Annotated in this window: 17 protein-coding genes and 1 riboswitch; of the genes, 14 read left to right on the top strand and 3 right to left on the bottom strand. The window is 69.1% G+C overall.

The features are described 5' to 3' along the window. Window positions 1–2 precede the first annotated feature (2 nt). Window positions 3–743 (top strand): ribonuclease III, encoded by a 741-nt coding sequence (gene rnc, locus D0D37_RS30435; RefSeq protein ID WP_208720222.1) that lies wholly within the window; start codon window positions 3–5, stop codon window positions 741–743. Window positions 744–856: 113 nt separating this feature from the next. Then, a complete protein-coding gene (gene mutM, locus D0D37_RS30430) occupies window positions 857–1,720 on the top strand; it encodes a bifunctional DNA-formamidopyrimidine glycosylase/DNA-(apurinic or apyrimidinic site) lyase (RefSeq protein ID WP_116204039.1) in 864 nt (287 codons plus the stop codon). Between the two features lie 741 nt (window positions 1,721–2,461). On the opposite strand, the gene D0D37_RS30425 is transcribed toward mutM, so the two are convergent. Together D0D37_RS30425 and D0D37_RS30420 are read right to left on the bottom strand one after the other, a co-directional pair. Continuing rightward, on the bottom strand, window positions 2,462–3,961 hold the full coding sequence (locus D0D37_RS30425; RefSeq protein ID WP_116204038.1) for a nitrilase-related carbon-nitrogen hydrolase: 1,500 nt from the start codon (window positions 3,959–3,961) through the stop codon (window positions 2,462–2,464). Beyond that, the gene (locus D0D37_RS30420) at window positions 3,945–4,526 is read right to left on the bottom strand and encodes a TetR/AcrR family transcriptional regulator (protein WP_116204037.1); all 582 of its coding nucleotides are present in this window, start codon (window positions 4,524–4,526) and stop codon (window positions 3,945–3,947) included. The genes D0D37_RS30425 and D0D37_RS30420 overlap by 17 nt, the downstream gene beginning before the upstream one ends. Before the next feature lie 160 nt (window positions 4,527–4,686). On the opposite strand from D0D37_RS30420, the gene D0D37_RS30415 reads away from it, so the two are divergent. After that, on the top strand, window positions 4,687–5,010 hold the full coding sequence (locus tag D0D37_RS30415) for a PadR family transcriptional regulator (RefSeq protein ID WP_116204036.1): 324 nt from the start codon (window positions 4,687–4,689) through the stop codon (window positions 5,008–5,010). Window positions 5,011–5,069: 59 nt separating this feature from the next. Then, window positions 5,070–6,311 (top strand): HAAS signaling domain-containing protein, encoded by a 1,242-nt coding sequence (locus D0D37_RS30410; RefSeq protein ID WP_116204035.1) that lies wholly within the window; start codon window positions 5,070–5,072, stop codon window positions 6,309–6,311. Window positions 6,312–6,583: 272 nt separating this feature from the next. Here the strand turns inward: D0D37_RS30410 and D0D37_RS30405 are convergent, their stop codons facing one another. Then, complete coding sequence (locus D0D37_RS30405; protein WP_116204034.1) at window positions 6,584–7,105, bottom strand: YflT domain-containing protein; 522 nt, start codon at window positions 7,103–7,105, stop codon at window positions 6,584–6,586. Window positions 7,106–7,343: 238 nt separating this feature from the next. Here D0D37_RS30405 and D0D37_RS30400 point away from each other — a divergent pair, with 238 nt between their 5' ends. The 10 genes from D0D37_RS30400 to D0D37_RS30360 all read left to right on the top strand — a co-directional run bounded on the left by D0D37_RS30400 (window position 7,344) and on the right by D0D37_RS30360 (window position 19,966). Next, window positions 7,344–8,708: a glutamine synthetase family protein gene (locus D0D37_RS30400; RefSeq protein ID WP_208720221.1), complete on the top strand. Its 1,365-nt coding sequence runs from the start codon at window positions 7,344–7,346 to the stop codon at window positions 8,706–8,708. After that, the gene (locus D0D37_RS30395) at window positions 8,689–9,402 is read left to right on the top strand and encodes a gamma-glutamyl-gamma-aminobutyrate hydrolase family protein (RefSeq protein ID WP_116204032.1); all 714 of its coding nucleotides are present in this window, start codon (window positions 8,689–8,691) and stop codon (window positions 9,400–9,402) included. Before D0D37_RS30400 ends, D0D37_RS30395 begins: the two co-directional genes overlap by 20 nt. Continuing rightward, entirely contained in the window at window positions 9,399–10,763 is a 1,365-nt protein-coding gene (locus D0D37_RS47545) for an aldehyde dehydrogenase family protein (RefSeq protein WP_208720220.1), read from the top strand. The genes D0D37_RS30395 and D0D37_RS47545 overlap by 4 nt, the downstream gene beginning before the upstream one ends. Continuing rightward, entirely contained in the window at window positions 10,764–11,531 is a 768-nt protein-coding gene (locus tag D0D37_RS47540) for a 3-oxoacyl-ACP reductase (RefSeq protein ID WP_037811639.1), read from the top strand. It abuts the gene before it with no gap. A gap of 167 nt (window positions 11,532–11,698) precedes the next feature. Then, window positions 11,699–11,791: riboswitch (glycine riboswitch) on the top strand. A 140-nt stretch (window positions 11,792–11,931) separates the two neighbouring features. Next, window positions 11,932–14,763, top strand: a complete 2,832-nt coding sequence (gene gcvP / locus D0D37_RS30385; RefSeq protein WP_116204057.1) for an aminomethyl-transferring glycine dehydrogenase — start codon at window positions 11,932–11,934, stop codon at window positions 14,761–14,763. A gap of 53 nt (window positions 14,764–14,816) precedes the next feature. Further along, window positions 14,817–15,905, top strand: a complete 1,089-nt coding sequence (gene gcvT / locus D0D37_RS30380) for a glycine cleavage system aminomethyltransferase GcvT (protein ID WP_116204031.1) — start codon at window positions 14,817–14,819, stop codon at window positions 15,903–15,905. A gap of 15 nt (window positions 15,906–15,920) precedes the next feature. Further along, window positions 15,921–16,298: a glycine cleavage system protein GcvH gene (gene gcvH, locus D0D37_RS30375; RefSeq protein ID WP_116204030.1), complete on the top strand. Its 378-nt coding sequence runs from the start codon at window positions 15,921–15,923 to the stop codon at window positions 16,296–16,298. Continuing rightward, on the top strand, window positions 16,298–17,575 hold the full coding sequence (glyA, locus tag D0D37_RS30370; RefSeq protein WP_116204029.1) for a serine hydroxymethyltransferase: 1,278 nt from the start codon (window positions 16,298–16,300) through the stop codon (window positions 17,573–17,575). Before gcvH ends, glyA begins: the two co-directional genes overlap by 1 nt. After that, a complete protein-coding gene (gene lipA / locus D0D37_RS30365; RefSeq protein WP_116204028.1) occupies window positions 17,572–18,576 on the top strand; it encodes a lipoyl synthase in 1,005 nt (334 codons plus the stop codon). Before glyA ends, lipA begins: the two co-directional genes overlap by 4 nt. Window positions 18,577–18,592: 16 nt before the next feature. Further along, window positions 18,593–19,966, top strand: a complete 1,374-nt coding sequence (locus tag D0D37_RS30360) for an L-serine ammonia-lyase (RefSeq protein WP_116204027.1) — start codon at window positions 18,593–18,595, stop codon at window positions 19,964–19,966. The last annotated feature ends 153 nt before the right edge of the window (window positions 19,967–20,119 follow it).

Below are 20,119 nucleotides of genomic sequence, written 5' to 3'. Positions count from 1 at the left end.
CCATGGGGGGTAAGCCCGTCGGAGGACCCGCGGCCGAACCCGCATCGTTGATCGAGGCGCTCGGGGTCGTTCTCGACCCCGAGCTGCTCCGTCTTTCGCTCACGCACCGCTCGTACGCGTACGAGCACGGCGGCCTGCCGCCGAACGAGCGACTGGAGTTCCTCGGAGACGCGGTGCTCGGCCTCGTCGTCACCGACCATCTCTACACCACCCACCCCGACCTGCCCGAGGGTCAGCTCGCGAAGCTGCGCGCCAGCGTCGTCAACATGCACGCGCTGGCCGGCGTCGCGCGCGGGCTCGGCGAGGGCGGGCTCGGGGCGCATCTGCTGCTGGGCAAGGGCGAAGAGCTCACCGGCGGCCGGGACAAGGCGAGCATCCTCGCCGACGGTCTCGAAGCCGTCATCGGCGCCACGTACCTCGCGCACGGCATCGAGGTCGCGCGCAAGCTCGTGCACCACCTCTTCGACGGGTTGCTGGCCGAGGCTCCGCTGCGCGGGGCCGGCCTCGACTGGAAGACCAGCCTGCAGGAGCTGACCGCCTCCGGGGGACTCGGCGTGCCCGAGTACCGCGTCGAGGACAGCGGTCCCGACCACCGCAAGGAATTCACCGCCACCGTGCTGGTGGCGGGCCGAGCGCTGGGCGAAGGCAACGGCACCACGAAGAAGGAAGCCGAGCAGAAGGCCGCGGAGACCGCCTGGCGGGCTCTGTCGGAGGAACTCGGCACGGGCGACGACGCGAGCTGAGTCGTTTTCTCTCTTCCCGGGGCTGGCCGACTTCGACGTCGGCCAGCCCCGTTTTTCGTCGCTGAGGCGCACCGGCCCCGGTTTTTGTCGGGGGTGGCGGGCAGAATGAGCACATGCCCGAACTACCCGAGGTCGAGACCGTCCGCGCCGGTCTCGCAGCGCACGTCGCCGGCCGTACCGTCCGGGCCGTCGAGGTGCTGCACGACCGCGCCATCCGGCGGCACGCGCAAGGAGCCGCCGACTTCACCGGACGGCTCGCCGGAGTCACGATCGAAGCGGCCCGGCGTCGCGGCAAATACCTGTGGCTGGACCTGTCCGACGGCGAGGCGGTGCTGGCGCATCTCGGCATGAGCGGCCAGATGCTGGTGCAAGCCGAGGGCGCGCCGGACGAGAAACATCTGCGCGTCCGAGTCCGTTTCGCCGACGGGGGACCAGAACTGCGCTTCGTCGACCAGCGCACGTTCGGCGGCCTGGCCCTGGACGAACTGGTCGAGGTCGACGGCGACAGCCTGCCCGGCACCATCGCGCACATCGCCCGGGACCCGATGGACCCGAAGTTCGATCCGGAGGCCGCCGTGCGCGCGTTGCGTTCGCGGCGCACGGAGGTGAAACGCGCGCTGCTCGACCAGACGCTGGTGTCCGGTGTCGGCAACATCTACGCCGACGAGGCTTTGTGGCGGTCCAAACTGCATTGGTCCCGGCCGACCGAGAAACTCACTGCCGCGCAAGGGCGAACACTGGTGTCCGCGGCCAGTGACGTGATGTCGGCGGCGTTGGTCGCGGGCGGTACGTCGTTCGACGCGCTTTATGTGAATGTGAACGGAGAGTCGGGCTACTTCGAGCGCTCGCTGGACGCTTACGGCCAAGAGGGGATGCCGTGCCGCCGGTGCGGTTCGCCTATCCAGCGGGAGCCGTTCATGAACCGGTCGTCGTTTTCGTGTCCGCGTTGTCAGAGGCGGGCTCGGGCGGTGGCCTAGCGGGGCGGTGCGGTTCGGCGGTCTGGTTATGAACCTGTTGGTGTTTTCCGACGTGCCAGTGGCGGAGGCGGCGGCGTAGTAGCGCGGAGCTGAGGGGGAGGCCGAGTCGGCAGCGGTGATTGCGTGCGTGAGCCGGTTGTCGAAGCGGGTGCGGGGGCGTTGGCTGGGCAGTGCGGTCTGGTGGGAGTAGTTCGTGGACCGGTTGATGTTTTCGGGCCGACGGCATCAGCGGCGGACGCGGGCGGCGTAGTCGCGCGGTGGCGAGGGGGAGGTCGAGTCGGCAGCGGTAATTGTGTGCGCGCGCCGGTTGTCGAAACGGGTGCGGGGCGCTGGCTGGGTGGTGTGGTTCGGCGGTCTGGTGGGAGCTATTCGTGCGCCGGTGGGTGTTTTCGGGCCGACGGTGTCCGAGGCATCAGCGGCGGGCGCGGCGGCGTGGTCGGGCGGTGGCGAGGGGGAGGTCGAGTCAGCGGCGGTGATTGCGTGCGCGCGCCGGTTGTCGAAACGGGTGCGGGGCGCTGGCTGGGTGGTGTGGTTCGGCGGTCTGGTGGGAGTAGTTCGTGCGCCGGTCGGTGTTTCGGGTTAGCGGTGTCCGACGCGCCAGTGGCGGACGCAGCGGCGTAGTCGCGCGGAGGCGAAGGGGAGACCAAGCCAGCAGCGGTGACTGCGAGCGCGAGCCGGTCGTCGAAGCCGGTGAGGAAGCGTTGGCTGGGCAGTGCGGCCCGCTGGTCTGGCGGGAACCGGCTATGAACCGGTCGGCACCTTCGAACCAGCGGTCTCCGAGGCGCCAGCGGCGGACACGGGCTGCTTAGCCGCACGAAGGCGAGCGAAAACCAAGCCAGCAAAGGTAATCCCCAGCGCGAGCCAAGCGAACCAATCACCAAAGCGGGTGTGGAACGTCTGGCCGGGACCAGCCGGAACGTCGGCGATGGCAGTCGTGAACGGGGCCGGTCCGCCGGTGCGTGCCTCGCCGAGGACGCGGCCGTAGCCGTCGGACAGCATCAGACTTCCGTTCGCGTCGGAGAGCGCTATCGACTGTCCACTTTCGACACCTCGGAGCAGCGCGTTGCGGGTGTGCTGCCAGCCGCCCTCGTCGTTGCTGCCGGGCGGGACCGCCAGTTCCGCCGGGATGGCGAGGACGAGCGAACCGGCGGCGGCGTAGTCGCGGGCGGGGGCGGTGAACGTCGTGTCGCCGCAGATCACCAAGCCGGTCGGGACGTCCGCGCCTGGGACGAACACCAGGTCCCGGCCCGGTGGGCTCACCAGGTCGTGGTGCTTCAGGTAGCGGGCGGGTGCCGAGCCGTCGGCGGGGAAGGCCAGTGCGTAGTCGTAGTTGTGCTTGCCGGGGCGGTCGTAGTACTCCAAGCCGACGATGATCGCCGCACCTCGGGCCTTGGCTGCGCGCCGCATCGGCTCGACCAGGGCGGCTGGCCATTCCTCTTGCGCGCTGAAAGCGGCTTCGGGCAAGACGACGAGCCGCACGCCGTCCGGCATGGCTGAGATTTGCTGGACGTAGTCCTGGACCAGGGCGCGGCCTTGAGCGGTGCCGAGCGCCGGACCCCAGTGGTAGCCAGCGTTTTGCGTGATCGCCGCCATCCGCACCGTTGGGCCGCCCGTGCCGGAAAGCCGTAGGGCGCCGCCGCCAAGGGAGAGAACCACGATGACCGCGGCGACGATACCAGTGCGGAGGCGAGAAGCTCCGGGCGCGCACATCGCGGCGACCGCGCAAGCGGGCAGCAGCACCAAAAACTCGACGCCCCACATCCCGGCCCACGAAGCGGTTTGCAGCACGAGCGGCGCGTCGCCCTGGTCGTTGGCAAGGGAACCCATCATGCCCATCGGGTTCAGCGTGGCAATCAGGTACAGGAGAGCGGTCCACGCCGCCGGTGCGGCCAGGCTGGCCAGCAGCGTCCGGCGGCGGTGCACTAAGGCCCAGAACAGCCACACCGCGAACGTGAACACCAGCGACATCCCGATATCAATGGCGGCACCGAACGGCCACAACGGCTCGTCGCCGGAATGTGCTTGGTAGGCCCACATATTCGCGGTGCCGAGCAGGAAAGCGCCGAATGCGGTACCCGCGGCGGTCCAGCCGCCGACGCGGGTTGCCAGCAGCAGCACCGGAAACGGTGCGAGCCAAGTGAGCACGACGATCGGCGCGAGGCCGGTGCCGAAGTAGAAGAGTACCGCCGAGGAAAGCAGTGCGGCCGGGATCCGCCAGCGGGCATTACGGTCTGAGGCCATCGAAAATTCTCCGCGAAGTACGTCGGCACAGCGCGCGGAACTCGGGTTCCGTCGCCGCCATCCGGCCGGCGAGGTAGTAGAGCACCATGCCTTGCGTTTGCGTGCTGACAGTCAGCGCGGCTTCCAGCGGATCGTCGTCGCGCAGCACGCCGTCGCGGATGCCTTCTTCGATCAGCCGGACCAGCGCGGTGAACGGCGGCGAGCCGGGTTCGCGGTAGCCGTCGGGATACATCCGGGCCCGCGCCCAGCCGTCGGTCATCAGGAAGCGGTACAGATGCGGCTGGCCGAGCGCGAAATCCAGGAACCGGTCCAGCAGCGCGTCGAAGCGGTCGATCCATTCGCCGTCCGGCGACGGGTCTTTCCACGCCGCGCCCAGTTCCCGGCCGGTGGCGTCGGCGACCGCGCGCAGCAGGACCTCGCGGTTCTCGTAATGCCGGTAGATCGCCATCGCGGTGACTCCGGCGGCCTCGGCGACCCGGCGCATGCTGACCGCCGACGCGCCCTCGGCGGCGATGATCTCGCGCGCCGCCGCCGCGAGCCGTTCGGCTGTCGGGATCTCGACCATGTCTACACTGTAGACCACGGAAGTCTACGCCGTATACCTGGCTATTCGTCTCCTGCTGACCTGGCCGAATGGGCAGCGATACCGCCGGACGGCCGCTCGCGGCGCACACTACTGCGCTATGCGTGGTAGTTTCTCTCGCGCAGGACCGGGAAGGAACGCCGTGGAGATCAGTCAGCTGCTCAAGGGAGTGCTGGACCTGGCTGTGCTCGCGGTGCTGCGCGACGACGACGGGTACGGCTACGACGTGCTGCGAAGGCTTCGCGTCGCCGGTCTGGAAGAGGTCGGGGACGCCTCGGTGTACGGCACGCTGCGGCGGCTGTACAAGGCGGGATTGCTGACGTCGTATGTGGTTCCGAGCGAAGAGGGCCCGCACCGCAAGTACTACAGCTTGAACGACCGGGGCAGGGCGCGGCTCGCCGAATCGGCGCGCACGTGGCGCAGCTTCGCGTCCATTATGGACAGTTTGGCGAAAGAGCAGGCCTGACCGCGCGGGCAGGCGCGACCGCGGCGGCACGTCCGCGGCACTAATCGGGGAGAGGCAGCATGAGCACGGACAAGCCGACGGCCGCGCGGGGGTACCTGTCGAGGGTGCGCACCGCGCTCGCGGATCTGCCCGCGAACGAGATCGAGGAACTGCTCGAGGACGTCCGGCCGCAGCTGGCCGAGATGGAATCGGAAGTCGGGGCGGCGGCGCGGGTCGAGGATCTCGTCGCGCGGCTCGGCACTCCGGAGAGCTACGCGGCCGAACTGCGGGCGTCCGGCGGCTACCCGCCCGCTCCGGCGGCCCCGGAAGCGGCGACCGAGGTCCTGCCGGCAGCGGCGACGGCGAAGCCGGGTCGCGTTGGACCGCGGCTTGCCTTGTGGGGCTTGGTGTTCTGCGCGGCGGGCACGGCGATGGTCGCGTTCTACACCGCGGTGCGCTTCGATTCCGAGGCGCTGGCCGGGATGGTCCTGCTGGCCCCGGTGTTCGCGGTGAGCGTGGCATTCCTGTTGCTCCGCGGGCTCGATGCGATGCGGGAGCTGCCGGAGGTGGTCCGCGCGCGGGCGATGGTGAAGTCGATGCGGGAGGACCGCTCGGCCGACCGCGCGCTCACGTATCTCAACTCGCTGAAGCCGGCGTGGTGGGTGGTCTGCGGGTTCGCGCTGCTGGCGTTCGGGCTGCTGCTGATGATCCGGGACCTGCACGCGGTCCTGCTGCTGCCGGTGCTGCTCGTCGGCGCGGGCCTGGTGATGTGGGCGGGCCCGCGGATCAAGGTCGACGGACGGATGCTGTGGATCGCGGTGCCGGTGTCGGCGTTCGTGGTGGGCAGCGCGTTCGGCGGCCTCGGCGCGGCGGTCAACCTCGTCCGGGACCGCACGTATTCGTCGAACTCCACCCCGCCGTACGCCGCATCGGTGTACGACGACGTCAACGGCAACGAGGCGCTGCGCTACGGCTCCCACGAACTGAGCAACCTGTACGTCTTCGACGCGAACGGCAAACCGCTTGAGAACGTCTACGTGTACGACGACCGCGGCCGCCCGCTCACGATCACGCGCTACGGCTGCGAGAAGGACACCGGCACGAGTCAGATGACCGGGCAGGACAACCAGTTCCCGCGTCCGAAGGTCGTCGAGGGAGTGCAGGACGACCACGGGAACGTCAACGGCTACAACGGTTCTCGCGGATACTGCCGGGAGGACGCCGGGGTGCCGTTCGCGGCGGCGATCCCGAAGGCCCCGGCGACGTCCGCGACGCCGGTTCCGCCGAGCAGCCCGGCGAAGCCTGCTCCGCCGACGAGGTAGTGCGGTCGTGCGTGTTAATTCCGGTTAGAACCGGCATAGGCGCGCACGAGACCCGCCGCAGCTCCAGCCGCTGCAACTCCGGCAGCCGCATCCGAGGCTACGGTCGTTGCCAGACCCCCGGGCACGAGCGAGAACCGGGCCGGAATCGCCGGAGCTGCCTCTTGTTTCGCCGGCCCGATCACTCGCCGGACTCGTGGCCCCAAGCCCGGAACGCGAAACCGGGCGCCCAGGCCGCGAACGGCCCGGGCGCCCGGGAGGCGAGTTGCCGGAACTCAGTACTTGAACGCCGAGCGCGCGGCCAGGTCCGCCAGCAGCTGGCGGCCCTTCTCGGCGTTGCGCGGCTGCGACAGCACGTCGTAGCGCTGGGCGACCAGCTGGCTCTGCGAGATGAACCCGCGCTTGTTGCGGTTCGCCGCGTAGCCCAGCGCGCCGAAGGCCACGTTGAACACGACACCCGCGGCGAGGCCGAGCACGATCGACAGCAGTCCGGCGGCCGGGTTGAGCATGCTCAGCACCAGGCCCAGGAACAGGCCGAACACCGCGCCGGACATGGCCGCGCTGCTGAGCATCCGGCTCCAGCTCATCTTGCCCGCGATGCGCTCGACGAGCATCGGCTGGACGCCGACGATGGTGACGTCGGCGACCGGGAAGTCAGCGTGCGCGAGGTGGTCGACGGCCTGCTGGGCCTGCTCGTAGGACTCGTACGACCCGATCGGCCACCCGGTGGGCAGCGTCGGGAGCTGCGGCCGCGCCTGCTGCTGGCTGAACGTGGTCTGCGTGAATGCTTCAGTCATCCCTCTCACCTCTCTTGCCCGGTCCAACGCACGAGGCGGCGGATTTGGTCCCGGACGCACCCGATTCACAGTATCTTCTCAGCCGGGCAACCCGGACATAGCAGGCGCCGCGCGGGTGAGCCGGGCGAAACCCGCGTTTAAAGGTCTAAGAAAATACCTTTTAGCGGATTGACCGGTGCCCGGTGTCCGGGTAGGAAGAAGCCGCAAAGGACCTGATCCGAACCTTTGGGGCGATGCGATGGCGGCCAGGCGAGGAATGCTCACGCTCGAAGATCTCCGCGAACGGGTGACGGCCGGCACGATCGACACGGTGCTCGTCGCGCTCACCGACATGCAGGGGCGGCTCCAGGGCAAGCGCTGTTCGGCGGAGTACTTCCTCGAAGAGGTGGCCGGCCACGCCACCGAGGCGTGCAACTACCTGCTCGCGGTGGACGTGGACATGAACACTGTCGACGGCTACGACATCTCGTCCTGGCAGAGCGGCTACGGCGACTTCGTGCTCCGCCCGGACTTCGCGACGCTGCGGGAGATTCCGTGGCAGGAGGGCACGGCGCTGGTGCTCGCGGACGTCGAGCGCGTGCAGGGCGGCCCGGTTTCAGTTTCGCCGCGCCAGGTGCTGCGCCGTCAGCTCGACCGGCTCGCCGAGCACGACCTCAAGGCGTACGTGGGCACCGAACTCGAATTCATCGTGTTCGACGACTCCTACGAGTCCGCGTGGGACAAGCGCTACCACGACCTCAAACCGTCCAATCAGTACAACGTCGACTACTCCATGCTCGGCACCGCGCGCATCGAGCCGCTGCTGCGCCGGATCCGCAACGGGATGGCGGGCGCGGGCCTGTACCCGGAGTCGGCGAAGGGCGAGTGCAACCCGGGGCAGCACGAGATCGCCTTCCGGTACGCCGAAGCGCTCGCGACGTGCGACAACCACGGCATCTACAAGAACGGCGCGAAGGAGATCGCCGCGCAGGAGGGCAAGAGCCTCACGTTCATGGCGAAGTACAACGAACGCGAGGGCAACTCCTGCCACATCCATCTGAGCCTTCGCGGCAAGTCCGGCGAAGCGGTGCTTCCCGGCGACGGCGACCACGGCTTCTCGAAGCTGATGCAGCACTTCCTCGCCGGACAGCTGGAAGCGTTGCGCGAGCTGACGTACTTCTTCGCCCCGAACATCAACTCCTACAAGCGCTACGTCCCTGGCAGCTTCGCACCGACAGCGATCGCGTGGGGCACGGACAACCGTACGTGCGCGCTGCGCGTTGTCGGGCACGGTGACGCGTTGCGCGTCGAGAACCGCGTACCCGGCGGAGACGTGAACCCGTACCTCGCAGTCGCCGCGATGATCGCTGCTGGGCTGCACGGCATCGAGAACGAACTGCCGTTGGAGCCTGAGTTCGTAGGCAACGCGTACGCGTCCGACAAGCCGACTGTGCCCGTCACACTTGCTGAAGCCGCTCGAGTCCTCGAAGCCAGCCGTATCGCGCGAGATGCCTTCGGCGCCGATGTGGTCGACCATTACCTCAATGCCGCGCGGATCGAGCGCGAAGCGTACGAGCGAGCTGTGACCGATTGGGAGCGCATCCGTGGTTTCGAACGACTCTGACCCACCCGTCATCGGGCTCAGCACCTATTCGGAGCGGGCGAAGTTCCTGGCCTGGGACACCGAAGCGACGCTGCTGCACCGGGTGTACGCGGACTGCGTGGTCAAGGCGGGCGGGGTTCCGGTGCTGCTGCCGCCGGTCACGAACCACTACGCCAGCCTCGTCGAGCGCATCGACGGTCTCGTTCTTACCGGCGGCGCGGACGTCGAGCCCAGCCGTTACGACCAGGAGCCGCACCCGGCGACGTACATCCGTCCGGACCGTGACGCGTTCGAGTTCGGCCTGTTCGAGGCGGCGCGCGCGGCCGGTAAACCGGTGCTCGGCGTGTGCCGCGGGCTGCAGGTGATCAACGTCGCGCTCGGCGGCACGCTCTCGCAGCACCTGCCGGAAACCCTGGGCGACGCAACGCATCAACCAGCTCCGGCGACGTTCGGCACCAGCACGGTCAACCTGGTCGACGGCACGCGCGCGGCAGCGATTCTGGGCCAGGAAACGAAAGTCCAGTGCTACCACCATCAGGCGATTGACCGGCTCGGCTCCGGCTTGATCCCGTCCGGGCACGCGGCGGACGGGACGATCGAGGCCGCGGAGATGCCGGGGGAGTTCCTGCTCGGCGTGCAGTGGCATCCGGAGCAGGACAGCGACGACGTCCGGCTGTTCGCCGCGCTGGTGAACGCCGCGCAGGAGGGGAAATGACGACGTTCGAGGTGCGCAACCCGGCGACCGCGGAAGTGGTGCGCCAGGTCGAGTTGACCACCGAGGCGGAGACCGACGCCGCGATCGCTCGCGCGCACGCCGCGTTCCCGGCCTGGCGGGCGGTCGCCCCGGGTGATCGGGCGAGGCTGCTGCGCCGGTTCGCGGACGCGGTCGACGCCGACGTGGAGAACCTCGCCCGGCTGGAGGTCGAGAACTCCGGGCACACCATCGGCAACGCGCGTTGGGAAGCGGGCAACGTGCGCGACCTGCTCGAATACTCCGCCGGTGCGCCGGAACGGCTGCTGGGCAAGCAGATCCCGGTCGACGGCGGCGTCAACGTGACCTTCCACGAGCCGCTGGGCGTGGTCGGCGTGATCGTGCCGTGGAATTTCCCGATGCCGATCGCGGGCTGGGGCTTCGCGCCCGCGCTCGCGGCGGGCAACACGGTCGTGCTCAAACCGGCCGAGCTGACGCCGCTCACCGCACTGCGGCTGGCCGAACTCGCGCGCGAAGCGGGAATCCCGGAAGACGTCTTCCAGGTGCTCCCGGGCAAGGGATCGGTTGTCGGACAACGGTTTGTCACGCATCCGGCGGTGCGCAAGGTCGTGTTCACCGGCTCCACCGAGGTCGGCAAGCAGGTCATGGCCGGGTGCGCCGCGCAGGTCAAGCGGGTGACGCTGGAGCTGGGCGGCAAGAACGCCAACATCGTGTTCGCCGACGCCGACCTGGAGAAAGCCGCGGCGACCGCGCCGTACGGAGTGTTCGACAACGCCGGTCAGGACTGCTGCGCGCGGTCGCTGATCCTGGTGCAGGACAACGTTTACGACCGGTTCCTCGAACTGCTGGAACCCGCGGTGCAGGGTGTCGTCGTCGGCGACCCGGGCGATGAGGCGACCGAGATGGGGCCGCTGATTTCCGCTGACCACCACGCCAAAGTCTCCTCCTACGTCACCGAGCAGACGCCGGTCGCCTTCCGCGGCAGTGCGCCGTCCGGGCCGGGTTACTGGTTCGCGCCGACCGTCGTAATCCCGCCGGGACTCGACGATCCGCTGGCCCGCGACGAGATCTTCGGCCCGGTCGTCGCGGTGGTCCGCTTCCGCGACGAGGCCGAGGCCGTGCGGATGGCGAACGACACCGAATACGGCCTGTCCGGTTCGATCTGGACCCGCGACGTCGGCCGCGCCTTCCGCGTCGCGCGCGGCGTCGAATCCGGGAACCTGTCGGTGAATTCGCACTCGTCGGTCCGCTACTGGACGCCCTTCGGCGGCTTCAAGCAGTCCGGCCTCGGCCGCGAGCTGGGCCCTGATGCCGCCGCCGCTTTCACCGAGACGAAGAACGTTTTCCTGAGCACGGAGGAATAGATGGTGCAGCGTTTTGACGGCCGCGTCGCGGTGATCACCGGCGGCGCGAGCGGCATCGGCCTCGCCACCGCTAAACGATTAGCGAGCGAGGGCGCGAAGGTCGTGATCGGCGACGTCGCGCCAGAGCAGGGCAAGGCGGCCGCCGACGCCGTGGGCGGGGCCTTCGTCCAGGTCGACGTCACGGACGCAGACCAGGTCGAGGCCCTTTTCCAGACGACGGTCGACGAGTTCGGCGCGGTCGACGTCGCGTTCAACAACGCGGGTATCTCGCCACCCGAGGACGACTCGATCCTCACCACCGGCATCGAAGCCTGGGAGAAGGTGCAGCGGGTCAACCTGACCTCGGTGTACCTGTGCTGCAAGGCCGTGTTGCCGCACATGCAGCGCCAGGGCCGCGGTTCGATCGTGAACACCGCGTCGTTCGTGGCCGTGATGGGAGCCGCGACGTCGCAGATTTCCTACACCGCTTCGAAGGGCGGCGTGCTCGCGATGACGCGCGAGCTGGGCGTGCAGTTCGCGCGCGAGAACATCCGGGTCAACGCGCTGTGCCCGGGGCCGGTCAACACGCCGCTGCTGAAGGAACTCTTCGCGAAGGACCCGGAGCGCGCGGCCCGCCGCCTGGTGCACGTCCCGGTCGGCCGCTTCGCCGAACCAGAGGAGATCGCCGCCGCGGTGGCCTTCCTCGCCAGCGACGACGCCAGCTTCATCACCGCCGCCCAATTCCTCGTCGACGGCGGCATCTCGGGCGCTTACGTAACCCCGCTGTGACTGTCCGTGAAGGGCTCCTTGAGGGAATCAGATTCCCTCAAGGAGCCCTTCACGGACCTTTGGCAAGGGGGTGTGGCGTAGGCCGGGCGCGCTGGACTGCGGCGTGAAGCGGCAGGTAGAGTGGCCGCCACCACGTGCTGTACCCCATAACTGAACACAGGGCCGTTCGAGCCGGAGCGGGAGAGTCCCATGCATGCAGTGGGACACCGAAGGAGCAAACTCCCCGGAATCTCTCAGGTAACCGCTACCGCTTTTGGCGAGGCCACTCTGGAAAGCAGGCGCACCCGCGCCTCACCCAAGGTGAAAGCCGCGTCGAGTGCGGTGAAACTCTCAGGTGCCCATGACAGAGGGGGAGTTCCCAGTGCACCGCCGCGCCCGGTGCCCGTCCCGAGGAGCTCCCATCACCTCCACCCCCTTCGACACCCGCCACATCGGTCCCGGCGAGGCCGAGCGGGCGAAGATGCTCGCCGAATGCGGTTACGGAAGCCTGGACGCCCTCGTGGAAGCGGCGGTGCCGTCCGCCATCCGCACCGCCGACGACCTGGCGATTCCCGCGCCGGCGTCCGAGGAAGAGGCCACCGCCGAGCTGCGTGCGCTCGCCGCGCGCAACCGGCCGATGACGCAGATGATCGGCCTCGGCTACTCCGACACCGTCACCCCGGGCGTGATCCGCCGCAACGTGCTGGAGAACCCGGCCTGGTACACCGCGTACACGCCGTACCAGCCGGAGATCTCGCAGGGCCGGCTCGAAGCGCTGCTGAACTTCCAGACCGCGGTGTCCGACCTGACCGGGCTGGCGATCGCCAACGCCTCGATGCTCGACGAGTCCACCGCGGTCGCCGAGGCGATGACGTTGATGCGGCGGGCGTCGAAGTCGAAGTCCAATGTGGTCGTTCTCGACTCCGAATGCCTTCCGCAGACCGTCGAGGTCGTGCGGACCCGCGCCGCCGGTCTCGGCATCGACGTGCAGGTGCGCGACCTGCTCACCGGGCTGCCCGAGGAGTTCTTCGGCGTGGTCGTGCAGTACCCCGGCGCGTCCGGCGTGCTGCGCGGACGCGGTTTCTACCACGCGGTTTCCGAAGCGGCGAAGGCCGCGGGAGCGCTGTACACGGTCGCTGCCGACCTGCTCGCGCTCACCTTGATCGCCGCGCCCGGCGAGTTCGGCGCGGACGTCGCTGTCGGCTCCACGCAGCGCTTCGGCGTGCCGCTGGGCTACGGCGGTCCGCACGCCGGGTACATGGCGGTGCGCGCCGGTCTTGAGCGCTCTCTGCCGGGCCGTCTCGTGGGCGTGTCCGTGGACGCGGACGGGAACACCGCGTACCGCCTCGCGTTGCAGACGCGCGAGCAGCACATTCGTCGCGAGAAGGCGACCTCCAACATCTGTACCGCGCAGGTGCTGCCCGCGGTGCTCGCGGCGATGTACGCGGTCTACCACGGTCCCGACGGCTTGAAGGCGATCGCGACGCGGGTTCACGAACTCGCGGCCGGTCTCGCGAACGCGCTGCGTGCCGGTGGCGTCGAGGTCGCGCATGAGGCCTTCTTCGACACTGTCGTCGCGAAGGTGCCTGGCCGCGCTGCTGAGGTGCACGCGGCTGCGCGCGAGGCGGGGATCAACCTTGGCCACATCGACGCCGACCACGTCCGCATCGCCTCCGACGAGGTCACGCGTCCCGACACGCTCGCGAAGGTGCTTCGCGCCTTCGGTGTCGACGGTGGGTGGGAAGCCGCGCAGGCGCTCCCGAACGGCCTCGCCCGCGAGAGCGGCTACCTGACGCACGAGGTGTTCAGCACGCACCGGTCCGAGACGTCGATGCTGCGCTACCTGCGCCGCCTCGCCGACCAGGACTTCGCGCTCGACCGCGGGATGATCCCGCTCGGCTCCTGCACGATGAAGCTCAACGCCACCGCCGAAATGGAGCCGATCAGCTGGCGCGAGTTCGCGGGCATCCACCCGTTCGCGCCCGCCGAGGACGCCGAGGGCTACCACGAGCTGGTCCGCCAGCTGGCCGGCTGGCTCGCCGAGGTCACCGGCTACGACCAGGTGTCGCTGCAGCCGAACGCGGGCAGCCAGGGCGAACTCGCCGGGCTGCTGGCCATCCGCGCCTACCACCGGGCGAACGGCCAGCCCGAGCGCGACGTCTGCCTGATCCCGTCGTCCGCGCACGGCACCAACGCCGCGTCCGCGGTGCTCGCCGGGATGCGCGTCGTCGTGGTCAAGTGCACCGACGAGGGCAACGTCGACCTCGAAGACCTGCAGTCCAAAGTGGACAGCCACAGCGGCGACCTCGCCGCGATCATGGTCACCTACCCGTCCACGCACGGCGTCTACGAGCACGGCATCGAGCGCCTCGCCAAGATCGTGCACGACGGCGGCGGCCAGGTGTACGTCGACGGCGCGAACCTCAACGCCCTGCTGGGCCTGGCCAAGCCGGGCGAGTTCGGCGGCGACGTCTCGCACCTGAACCTGCACAAGACCTTCTGCATCCCGCACGGCGGCGGCGGCCCCGGCGTCGGCCCGGTCGCGGCGCGCGAACACCTCGCGCCGTACCTGCCGAACCACCCGCTGCTCGCGCAGGCCGGACCGGACACCGGCGTCGGCCCGATCAGCGGCGCGCCCTACGGCTCGGCGTCGATCCTGCCGATCTCCTGGGCGTACGTGCGGATGATGGGCGCGCCCGGGCTCACCGAGGCCACAAAGGTCGCGGTGCTCGCGGCCAACTACATCGCCGCCCGGCTCGCACCGCACTACCCGGTGCTCTACACCGGCCAGGACGGCCTGGTCGCGCACGAGTGCATCCTCGACCTGCGCGGCATCACCAAGGAAACCGGCGTGACCGTGGACGACGTCGCGAAGCGGCTCATCGACTACGGCTTCCACGCGCCGACCATGTCGTTCCCGGTCGCGGGCACGCTCATGGTCGAGCCCACCGAGAGCGAGGACCTCGCCGAGATCGACCGGTTCTGCGAGGCGATGATCGCCATCCGGCACGAGATCGACGAGGTCGCGGCCGGTCGCTGGACCGCCGAGACGAGCCCGCTGCGCGGCGCGCCGCACACCGCGTCGTCGATCGTCGGCGAGTGGACCGCGGACTACGACCGCGAGCTGGCGGTGTACCCGGCGGCGGTGTCGCGCAAAAACAAGTACTGGCCGCCGGTGCGGCGGATCGACGGCGCGCGCGGCGACCGCAACCTCGTCTGCTCGTGCCCGCCCCTCGACGCGTACGACTCGTGAGTGGCAATCCCGGTTAGAACCGCGATCGCCACTCACGACTACGAAAGGCCCGCATGTCTGAAACCCCCCTGCACGAGGTGCACAAGAACCTCGGTGCCCTCTTCACCGATTTCGCCGGCTGGTCGATGCCGGTGCGCTACGCCAGCGAACTGGCCGAGCACAAGGCCGTGCGCGAGGCGGCCGGGCTGTTCGACCTGTCGCACATGGCCGAGATCCACGTCCGCGGCGCGCAGGCCGCCGACGTGCTCGACTACGCGCTGGTCGGCAACCTGACCGGCGTGAAGCCGGGCCGCGCCCGCTACACGATGATCTGCGACGCCGACGGCGGCGTGCTGGACGACCTGGTCGTCTACCGGCTCGCCGACGAGGAGTACCTGGTCGTGGCCAACGCGGGCAACGCCGCCGTGGTCGCGGACGCGCTGGCCGAGCGCGTCGCCGGGTTCGACGCGGTGGTGGAGAACCGGTCCGCGGACACCGCGCTGATCGCGGTTCAGGGCCCGAAGGCGGTCGACGTGCTCGCCGCGGTGACCGACGCCGACCTCGCCTCGCTGAAGTACTACGCGAGCGTGCCCGCGGTCGTGAAGGGCCACGAGGTCCTGCTGGCCCGCACCGGCTACACCGGCGAGGACGGCTTCGAGCTGTTCGTGCCCGCGGCCGACGCTCCGGCGTTGTGGCGGCTGCTGACCGAGGCGGGCCAGGAGCACGGTCTGGTCCCGTGTGGACTCGCCTGCCGCGACACGCTGCGCCTGGAAGCCGGAATGCCGTTGTACGGCAACGAACTCAGCCGCGAGCTGAACCCGTTCGCCGCCGGTCTCGGCCGGGTCGTGAAGTTCGAAAAGCCGGGTGACTTCGTGGGCCGCGCGGCCCTGGAGGAGCTGAAGAAGGCCGACGTCCCGCGCGTGCGGGTCGGCCTGCGCGGCACCGGCCGCCGCGCCCCGCGGCACGGGTACGCCGTGCTGTCCGGGGATGCCACTATCGGGGAGATCACCAGCGGCGCGCTGTCGCCGACGCTGGGCTACCCGATCGCCATGGCGTATGTAGACCGGGAGCACTCCGAGCCCGGCACCGCGCTGTCCGTCGACATCCGGGGCCGCGTCGAGCCGGTCGAGGTCGTCGCCCTGCCCTTCTACTCCCGAGCCTGAAAGGCCCCCGAACACATGAGCATCCCCCAGAACCTGTCCTACACGAAGGAACACGAGTGGCTGTCGGTCTCCGACGGCGTCGCGACGGTGGGCATCACCGCGTTCGCGGCCGGCTCGCTCGGCGACATCGTGTTCGTGCAGCTGCCCGGCGTCGGCGACACCGTCACCGCGGGCGAGGTGTTCGGCGAGGTCGAGTCGACGAAATCGGTCAGCGAGCTGTACTCGCCGGTCAGCGGCGAGGTGGTGGCGGTGAACGAGGCCACAACCGACACCCCCGAGGTCATCAACTCCGACCCCTACACCGAAGGATGGCTGCTGCAGGTGCGGCTCTCGGGCGACGTCCCGGAGCTGCTCGACGCGTCCGCGTACGCCGAGCTGACCCAGGAGAACTGATGACCGCCCCGTTCGACGCCCCTCTGTCCGAGGCGGACCCCGAGGTCGCCGCCGCGGTGGCCGCGGAGCTGGACCGCCAGCAGTCGACGCTCGAGATGATCGCCTCGGAGAACTTCGCGCCGGTCGGCGTGCTCGAGGCGCAGGGCTCGGTGCTGACCAACAAGTACGCCGAGGGCTACCCGGGCCGCCGCTACTACGGCGGCTGCGAGCACGTCGACGTCGTCGAGCAGCTCGCGATCGACCGGGCCAAGGCGCTCTTCGGCGCGGAGCACGCGAACGTGCAGCCGCACTCGGGCGCGCAGGCCAACGCGGCGGCGATGTTCGCGGTGCTGAAGCCGGGCGACACGATCCTCGGCCTCGACCTCGCGCACGGCGGCCACCTGACGCACGGGATGAAGATCAACTTCTCCGGCAAGCTGTACAACGTGGTCGCCTACCACGTCGACAAGGAGACCGGGATCGTCGACGTCGCCGAGATCGAGCGGCTGGCGGTCGAGCACAAGCCGAAGCTGATCGTGGCCGGCTGGTCGGCCTACCCGCGCCAGCTCGACTTCGCCGAGTTCCGCCGGATCGCCGACCTGGTCGACGCCAAGCTGATGGTCGACATGGCGCACTTCGCCGGCCTCGTCGCCGCCGGACTGCACCCGTCGCCGGTGCCGCACGCCGACATCGTCACGACCACCACGCACAAGACCCTCGGCGGCCCGCGCGGCGGCCTGATCCTCTCCCGCCAGGAGCTGGCGAAGAAGATCAACTCGGCGGTGTTCCCCGGCCAGCAGGGCGGTCCGCTGGAGCACGTGATCGCGGCCAAGGCCGTGGCGCTCAAGATCGCCGCGACCGACGCGTTCCGCGAGCGCCAGGAGCGCACCCTGGAAGGCGCGAAGATCCTCGCCGACCGGCTGTCGCGCACCGACTGCGCCGAGGCGGGCGTCCGCGTCCTCACCGGCGGCACCGACGTGCACCTGGTGCTGGTCGACCTGGTGAACTCCCAGCTCAACGGCCAGGAGGCGGAGGACCGGCTGCACTCGGTCGGGATCACCGTCAACCGCAACGCGGTGCCGTTCGACCCGCGTCCGCCGATGGTCACCTCAGGCCTGCGGATCGGCACCCCGGCGCTGGCCACCCGCGGGTTCAGCGCGGAGGACTTCACCGAGGTCGCCGACATCATCGCCGAGACGCTCAAGCCGGACTTCGACGAGGCCGCTCAGCAGGCGCTGCGCGACCGGGTCGAGCTGCTGGCGAAGAAGCACCCGCTGTACGCGGACCTGAGCCGATGAGCGCGCAGCCCGAGGGGCGGAAGTTGTTGCGGCTTGAGGTGCGCAACAGCGAGACCCCGATCGAGAAGAAGCCGTCGTGGATCAAGACGCGGGTGCGGATGGGCCCGGAGTTCACTGAGCTGAAGGGCTTGGTGAAGCGCGAGGGTCTGCACACGGTTTGTGAAGAGGCGGGTTGTCCCAACATTTACGAATGCTGGGAGGACCGGGAAGCCACGTTCCTGATCGGTGGTGACCAGTGCACGCGGCGCTGTGATTTCTGCCAGATCGACACGGGCAAGCCTGCTGCGTTGGACCGTACTGAGCCGCGGAAGGTCGCGGAGTCGGTGCAGGCCATGGGGTTGCGGTACTCGACGATCACTGGTGTCGCCCGCGACGACCTCGCCGACGGTGGTGCGTGGCTGTACGCGGAGACGGTGCGTCAGATTCACGCGTTGAACCCTGGTACCGGTGTCGAGTTGTTGATCCCGGACTTCAACGCGGAGCCGGATCAGCTGGCTGAGGTGTTCGGGTCGCGTCCGGAAGTGTTGGCGCACAACGTGGAGACGGTGCCGCGGATCTTCAAGCGGATCCGTCCCGGGTTCCGCTACGCGCGGTCGTTGGATGTCATCACGCAGGCTCGTGCGGCGGGTTTGGTGACGAAGTCGAACCTGATCCTCGGGATGGGCGAGACGCCGGAAGAGGTCAGCGTCGCGTTGCAGGACCTCTTCGACGCGGGCTGCGAGATCATCACCATCACCCAGTACCTGCGCCCCTCGCCGCGACACCACCCGGTCGACCGCTGGGTCAAGCCGGAGGAGTTCGTGGAGCACGCGAAAACCGCTGAGGCTATTGGATTCCCTGGTGTGATGGCGGGGCCGCTGGTCCGGTCGTCGTATCGCGCGGGCCGGTTGTACGCGCAGACCAAGGCACACCGGGGCGAGGAATTGCCGGAGAACCTCGCCCACCTGACCGCCGAAGGACCGGCGGCGCAAGAAGCCAGCAGCGTGCTGGCGAGGAACTAAGAGAAGGGGCGGATCAATGGCGATCAGCGTCTTCGACCTGTTTTCGATCGGCATCGGGCCGTCGAGTTCGCACACGGTCGGCCCGATGCGGGCGGCCAAGACCTTTGTGGACGGTCTGGTCGAGGACGGAGTGCTGGACCGGGTCGCGCGAGTGCAGGCCGAGTTGTTCGGTTCCCTCGGCGCGACCGGTTTCGGGCACGGCAGCGACAAAGCGGTGCTGCTGGGGCTCTCCGGCGAGAAGCCGGAGGAGATCGACACCGACACGGTGCCCGCCAAGGTGGCGGCGATCCGGGAGTCCGGCCGGCTGGCGGTCGGCGGGACGCACGAGGTGGCGTTCGTCGAGGACACCGACCTGACGATGCACCGGCGGAAGTCGCTGCCCGCGCATCCGAACGGGATGGTGTTCCGGGCGTTCGACGCGGACGGTTCGCTGCTGCGGGAACGGACGTACTACTCGGTCGGCGGCGGGTTCGTGCGGGACGAGTCGTACGAGACCGACACGGTTTTCGTCGAGGATTCCACACCGGTGCCTTACCCGTTCCGCACCGGTGCGGACTTGCTGAAGCATTGCGCGGACACCGGGCTGCCGATCAGCGAGATCATGCTGCGGAACGAGCTTTCCTGGCGCAGCCGCGAGGAGGTTCGGGCCGGACTGCTGGAGATCTGGCAGGTGATGGTCGAGTGCGTGCGCAACGGGTACACGCACGAAGGCGTGCTGCCCGGCGGATTGAAGGTGCCTCGCCGAGCGAAGTCGTTGCACGACAAGCTGCTCGCCGAAGACGGCGCGGACGATCCGTTGTACGCCATGGACTGGGTGAGCCTGTACGCCCTTGCCGTGAACGAGGAAAACGCCGCGGGCGGACGCGTCGTCACTGCTCCGACGAATGGTGCGGCGGGGATCATTCCTGCGGTGCTGCACTACTACCAGCGATTTGTGCGCGGCGCGTCGGACGACGGCATCGTCACGTTCTTGCTCACCGCTGGGGCTATCGGGTCGATTCTCAAGCAGACCGGCTCGATCTCGGGCGCCGAGGTCGGCTGCCAGGGCGAGGTCGGTTCGGCCTCGGCGATGGCGGCCGCCGGATTGACCGAGGTGCAGGGCGGATCGCCCGCGCAGGTGGAAAACGCGGCTGAGATCGGGGTCGAGCATCACCTCGGGCTCACCTGCGATCCGGTGGGCGGGCTGGTGCAGATTCCGTGCATCGAGCGCAATGCGGTGGGCGCGTCCAAGGCTATTCATGCCTCGCGGATGGCGTTGCGCGGCGATGGCAGCCACGTGGTGACGCTGGACAAGGCGATCAAGACCATGCGCGAGACCGGCGCGGACATGTCGGTGAAGTACAAGGAGACTGCGCGCGGCGGGTTGGCCGTGAACGTCATCGAGTGCTGATTTTCGTTCCGTGAAGGACTCCTTGAGGGAATCAGACCTGGATCCACTGGTTGTTTTTTGTGGTGGTTTCTGGTGTTGGTGGCGGGGTGTGCGGGTGCTGGTTGGGGGTGTGGGCGTGGTGGTGTGGCTGGCGTCGCACTAGCGCGTTCCACT

It is taken from the genome of Amycolatopsis circi, from assembly GCF_003385235.1.
In the GTDB taxonomy this organism is placed as follows: domain Bacteria; phylum Actinomycetota; class Actinomycetes; order Mycobacteriales; family Pseudonocardiaceae; genus Amycolatopsis; species Amycolatopsis circi.
This window is presented reverse-complemented; position numbering and strand designations above follow the sequence as displayed.

Coding starts and splice junctions, on each gene's coding strand:
- rnc (WP_208720222.1), top strand. CDS start 3: ATGGGGGGTAAGCCCGTCGGAGGACCCGCGGCCGAACCCGCATCGTTG.
- mutM (WP_116204039.1), top strand. CDS start 857: ATGCCCGAACTACCCGAGGTCGAGACCGTCCGCGCCGGTCTCGCAGCG.
- D0D37_RS30425 (WP_116204038.1), bottom strand. CDS start 3,961: ATGGCCTCAGACCGTAATGCCCGCTGGCGGATCCCGGCCGCACTGCTT.
- D0D37_RS30420 (WP_116204037.1), bottom strand. CDS start 4,526: ATGGTCGAGATCCCGACAGCCGAACGGCTCGCGGCGGCGGCGCGCGAG.
- D0D37_RS30410 (WP_116204035.1), top strand. CDS start 5,070: ATGAGCACGGACAAGCCGACGGCCGCGCGGGGGTACCTGTCGAGGGTG.
- D0D37_RS30405 (WP_116204034.1), bottom strand. CDS start 7,105: ATGACTGAAGCATTCACGCAGACCACGTTCAGCCAGCAGCAGGCGCGG.
- D0D37_RS30400 (WP_208720221.1), top strand. CDS start 7,344: ATGGCGGCCAGGCGAGGAATGCTCACGCTCGAAGATCTCCGCGAACGG.
- D0D37_RS47545 (WP_208720220.1), top strand. CDS start 9,399: ATGACGACGTTCGAGGTGCGCAACCCGGCGACCGCGGAAGTGGTGCGC.
- D0D37_RS47540 (WP_037811639.1), top strand. CDS start 10,764: ATGGTGCAGCGTTTTGACGGCCGCGTCGCGGTGATCACCGGCGGCGCG.
- gcvT (WP_116204031.1), top strand. CDS start 14,817: ATGTCTGAAACCCCCCTGCACGAGGTGCACAAGAACCTCGGTGCCCTC.
- gcvH (WP_116204030.1), top strand. CDS start 15,921: ATGAGCATCCCCCAGAACCTGTCCTACACGAAGGAACACGAGTGGCTG.
- glyA (WP_116204029.1), top strand. CDS start 16,298: ATGACCGCCCCGTTCGACGCCCCTCTGTCCGAGGCGGACCCCGAGGTC.
- lipA (WP_116204028.1), top strand. CDS start 17,572: ATGAGCGCGCAGCCCGAGGGGCGGAAGTTGTTGCGGCTTGAGGTGCGC.
- D0D37_RS30360 (WP_116204027.1), top strand. CDS start 18,593: ATGGCGATCAGCGTCTTCGACCTGTTTTCGATCGGCATCGGGCCGTCG.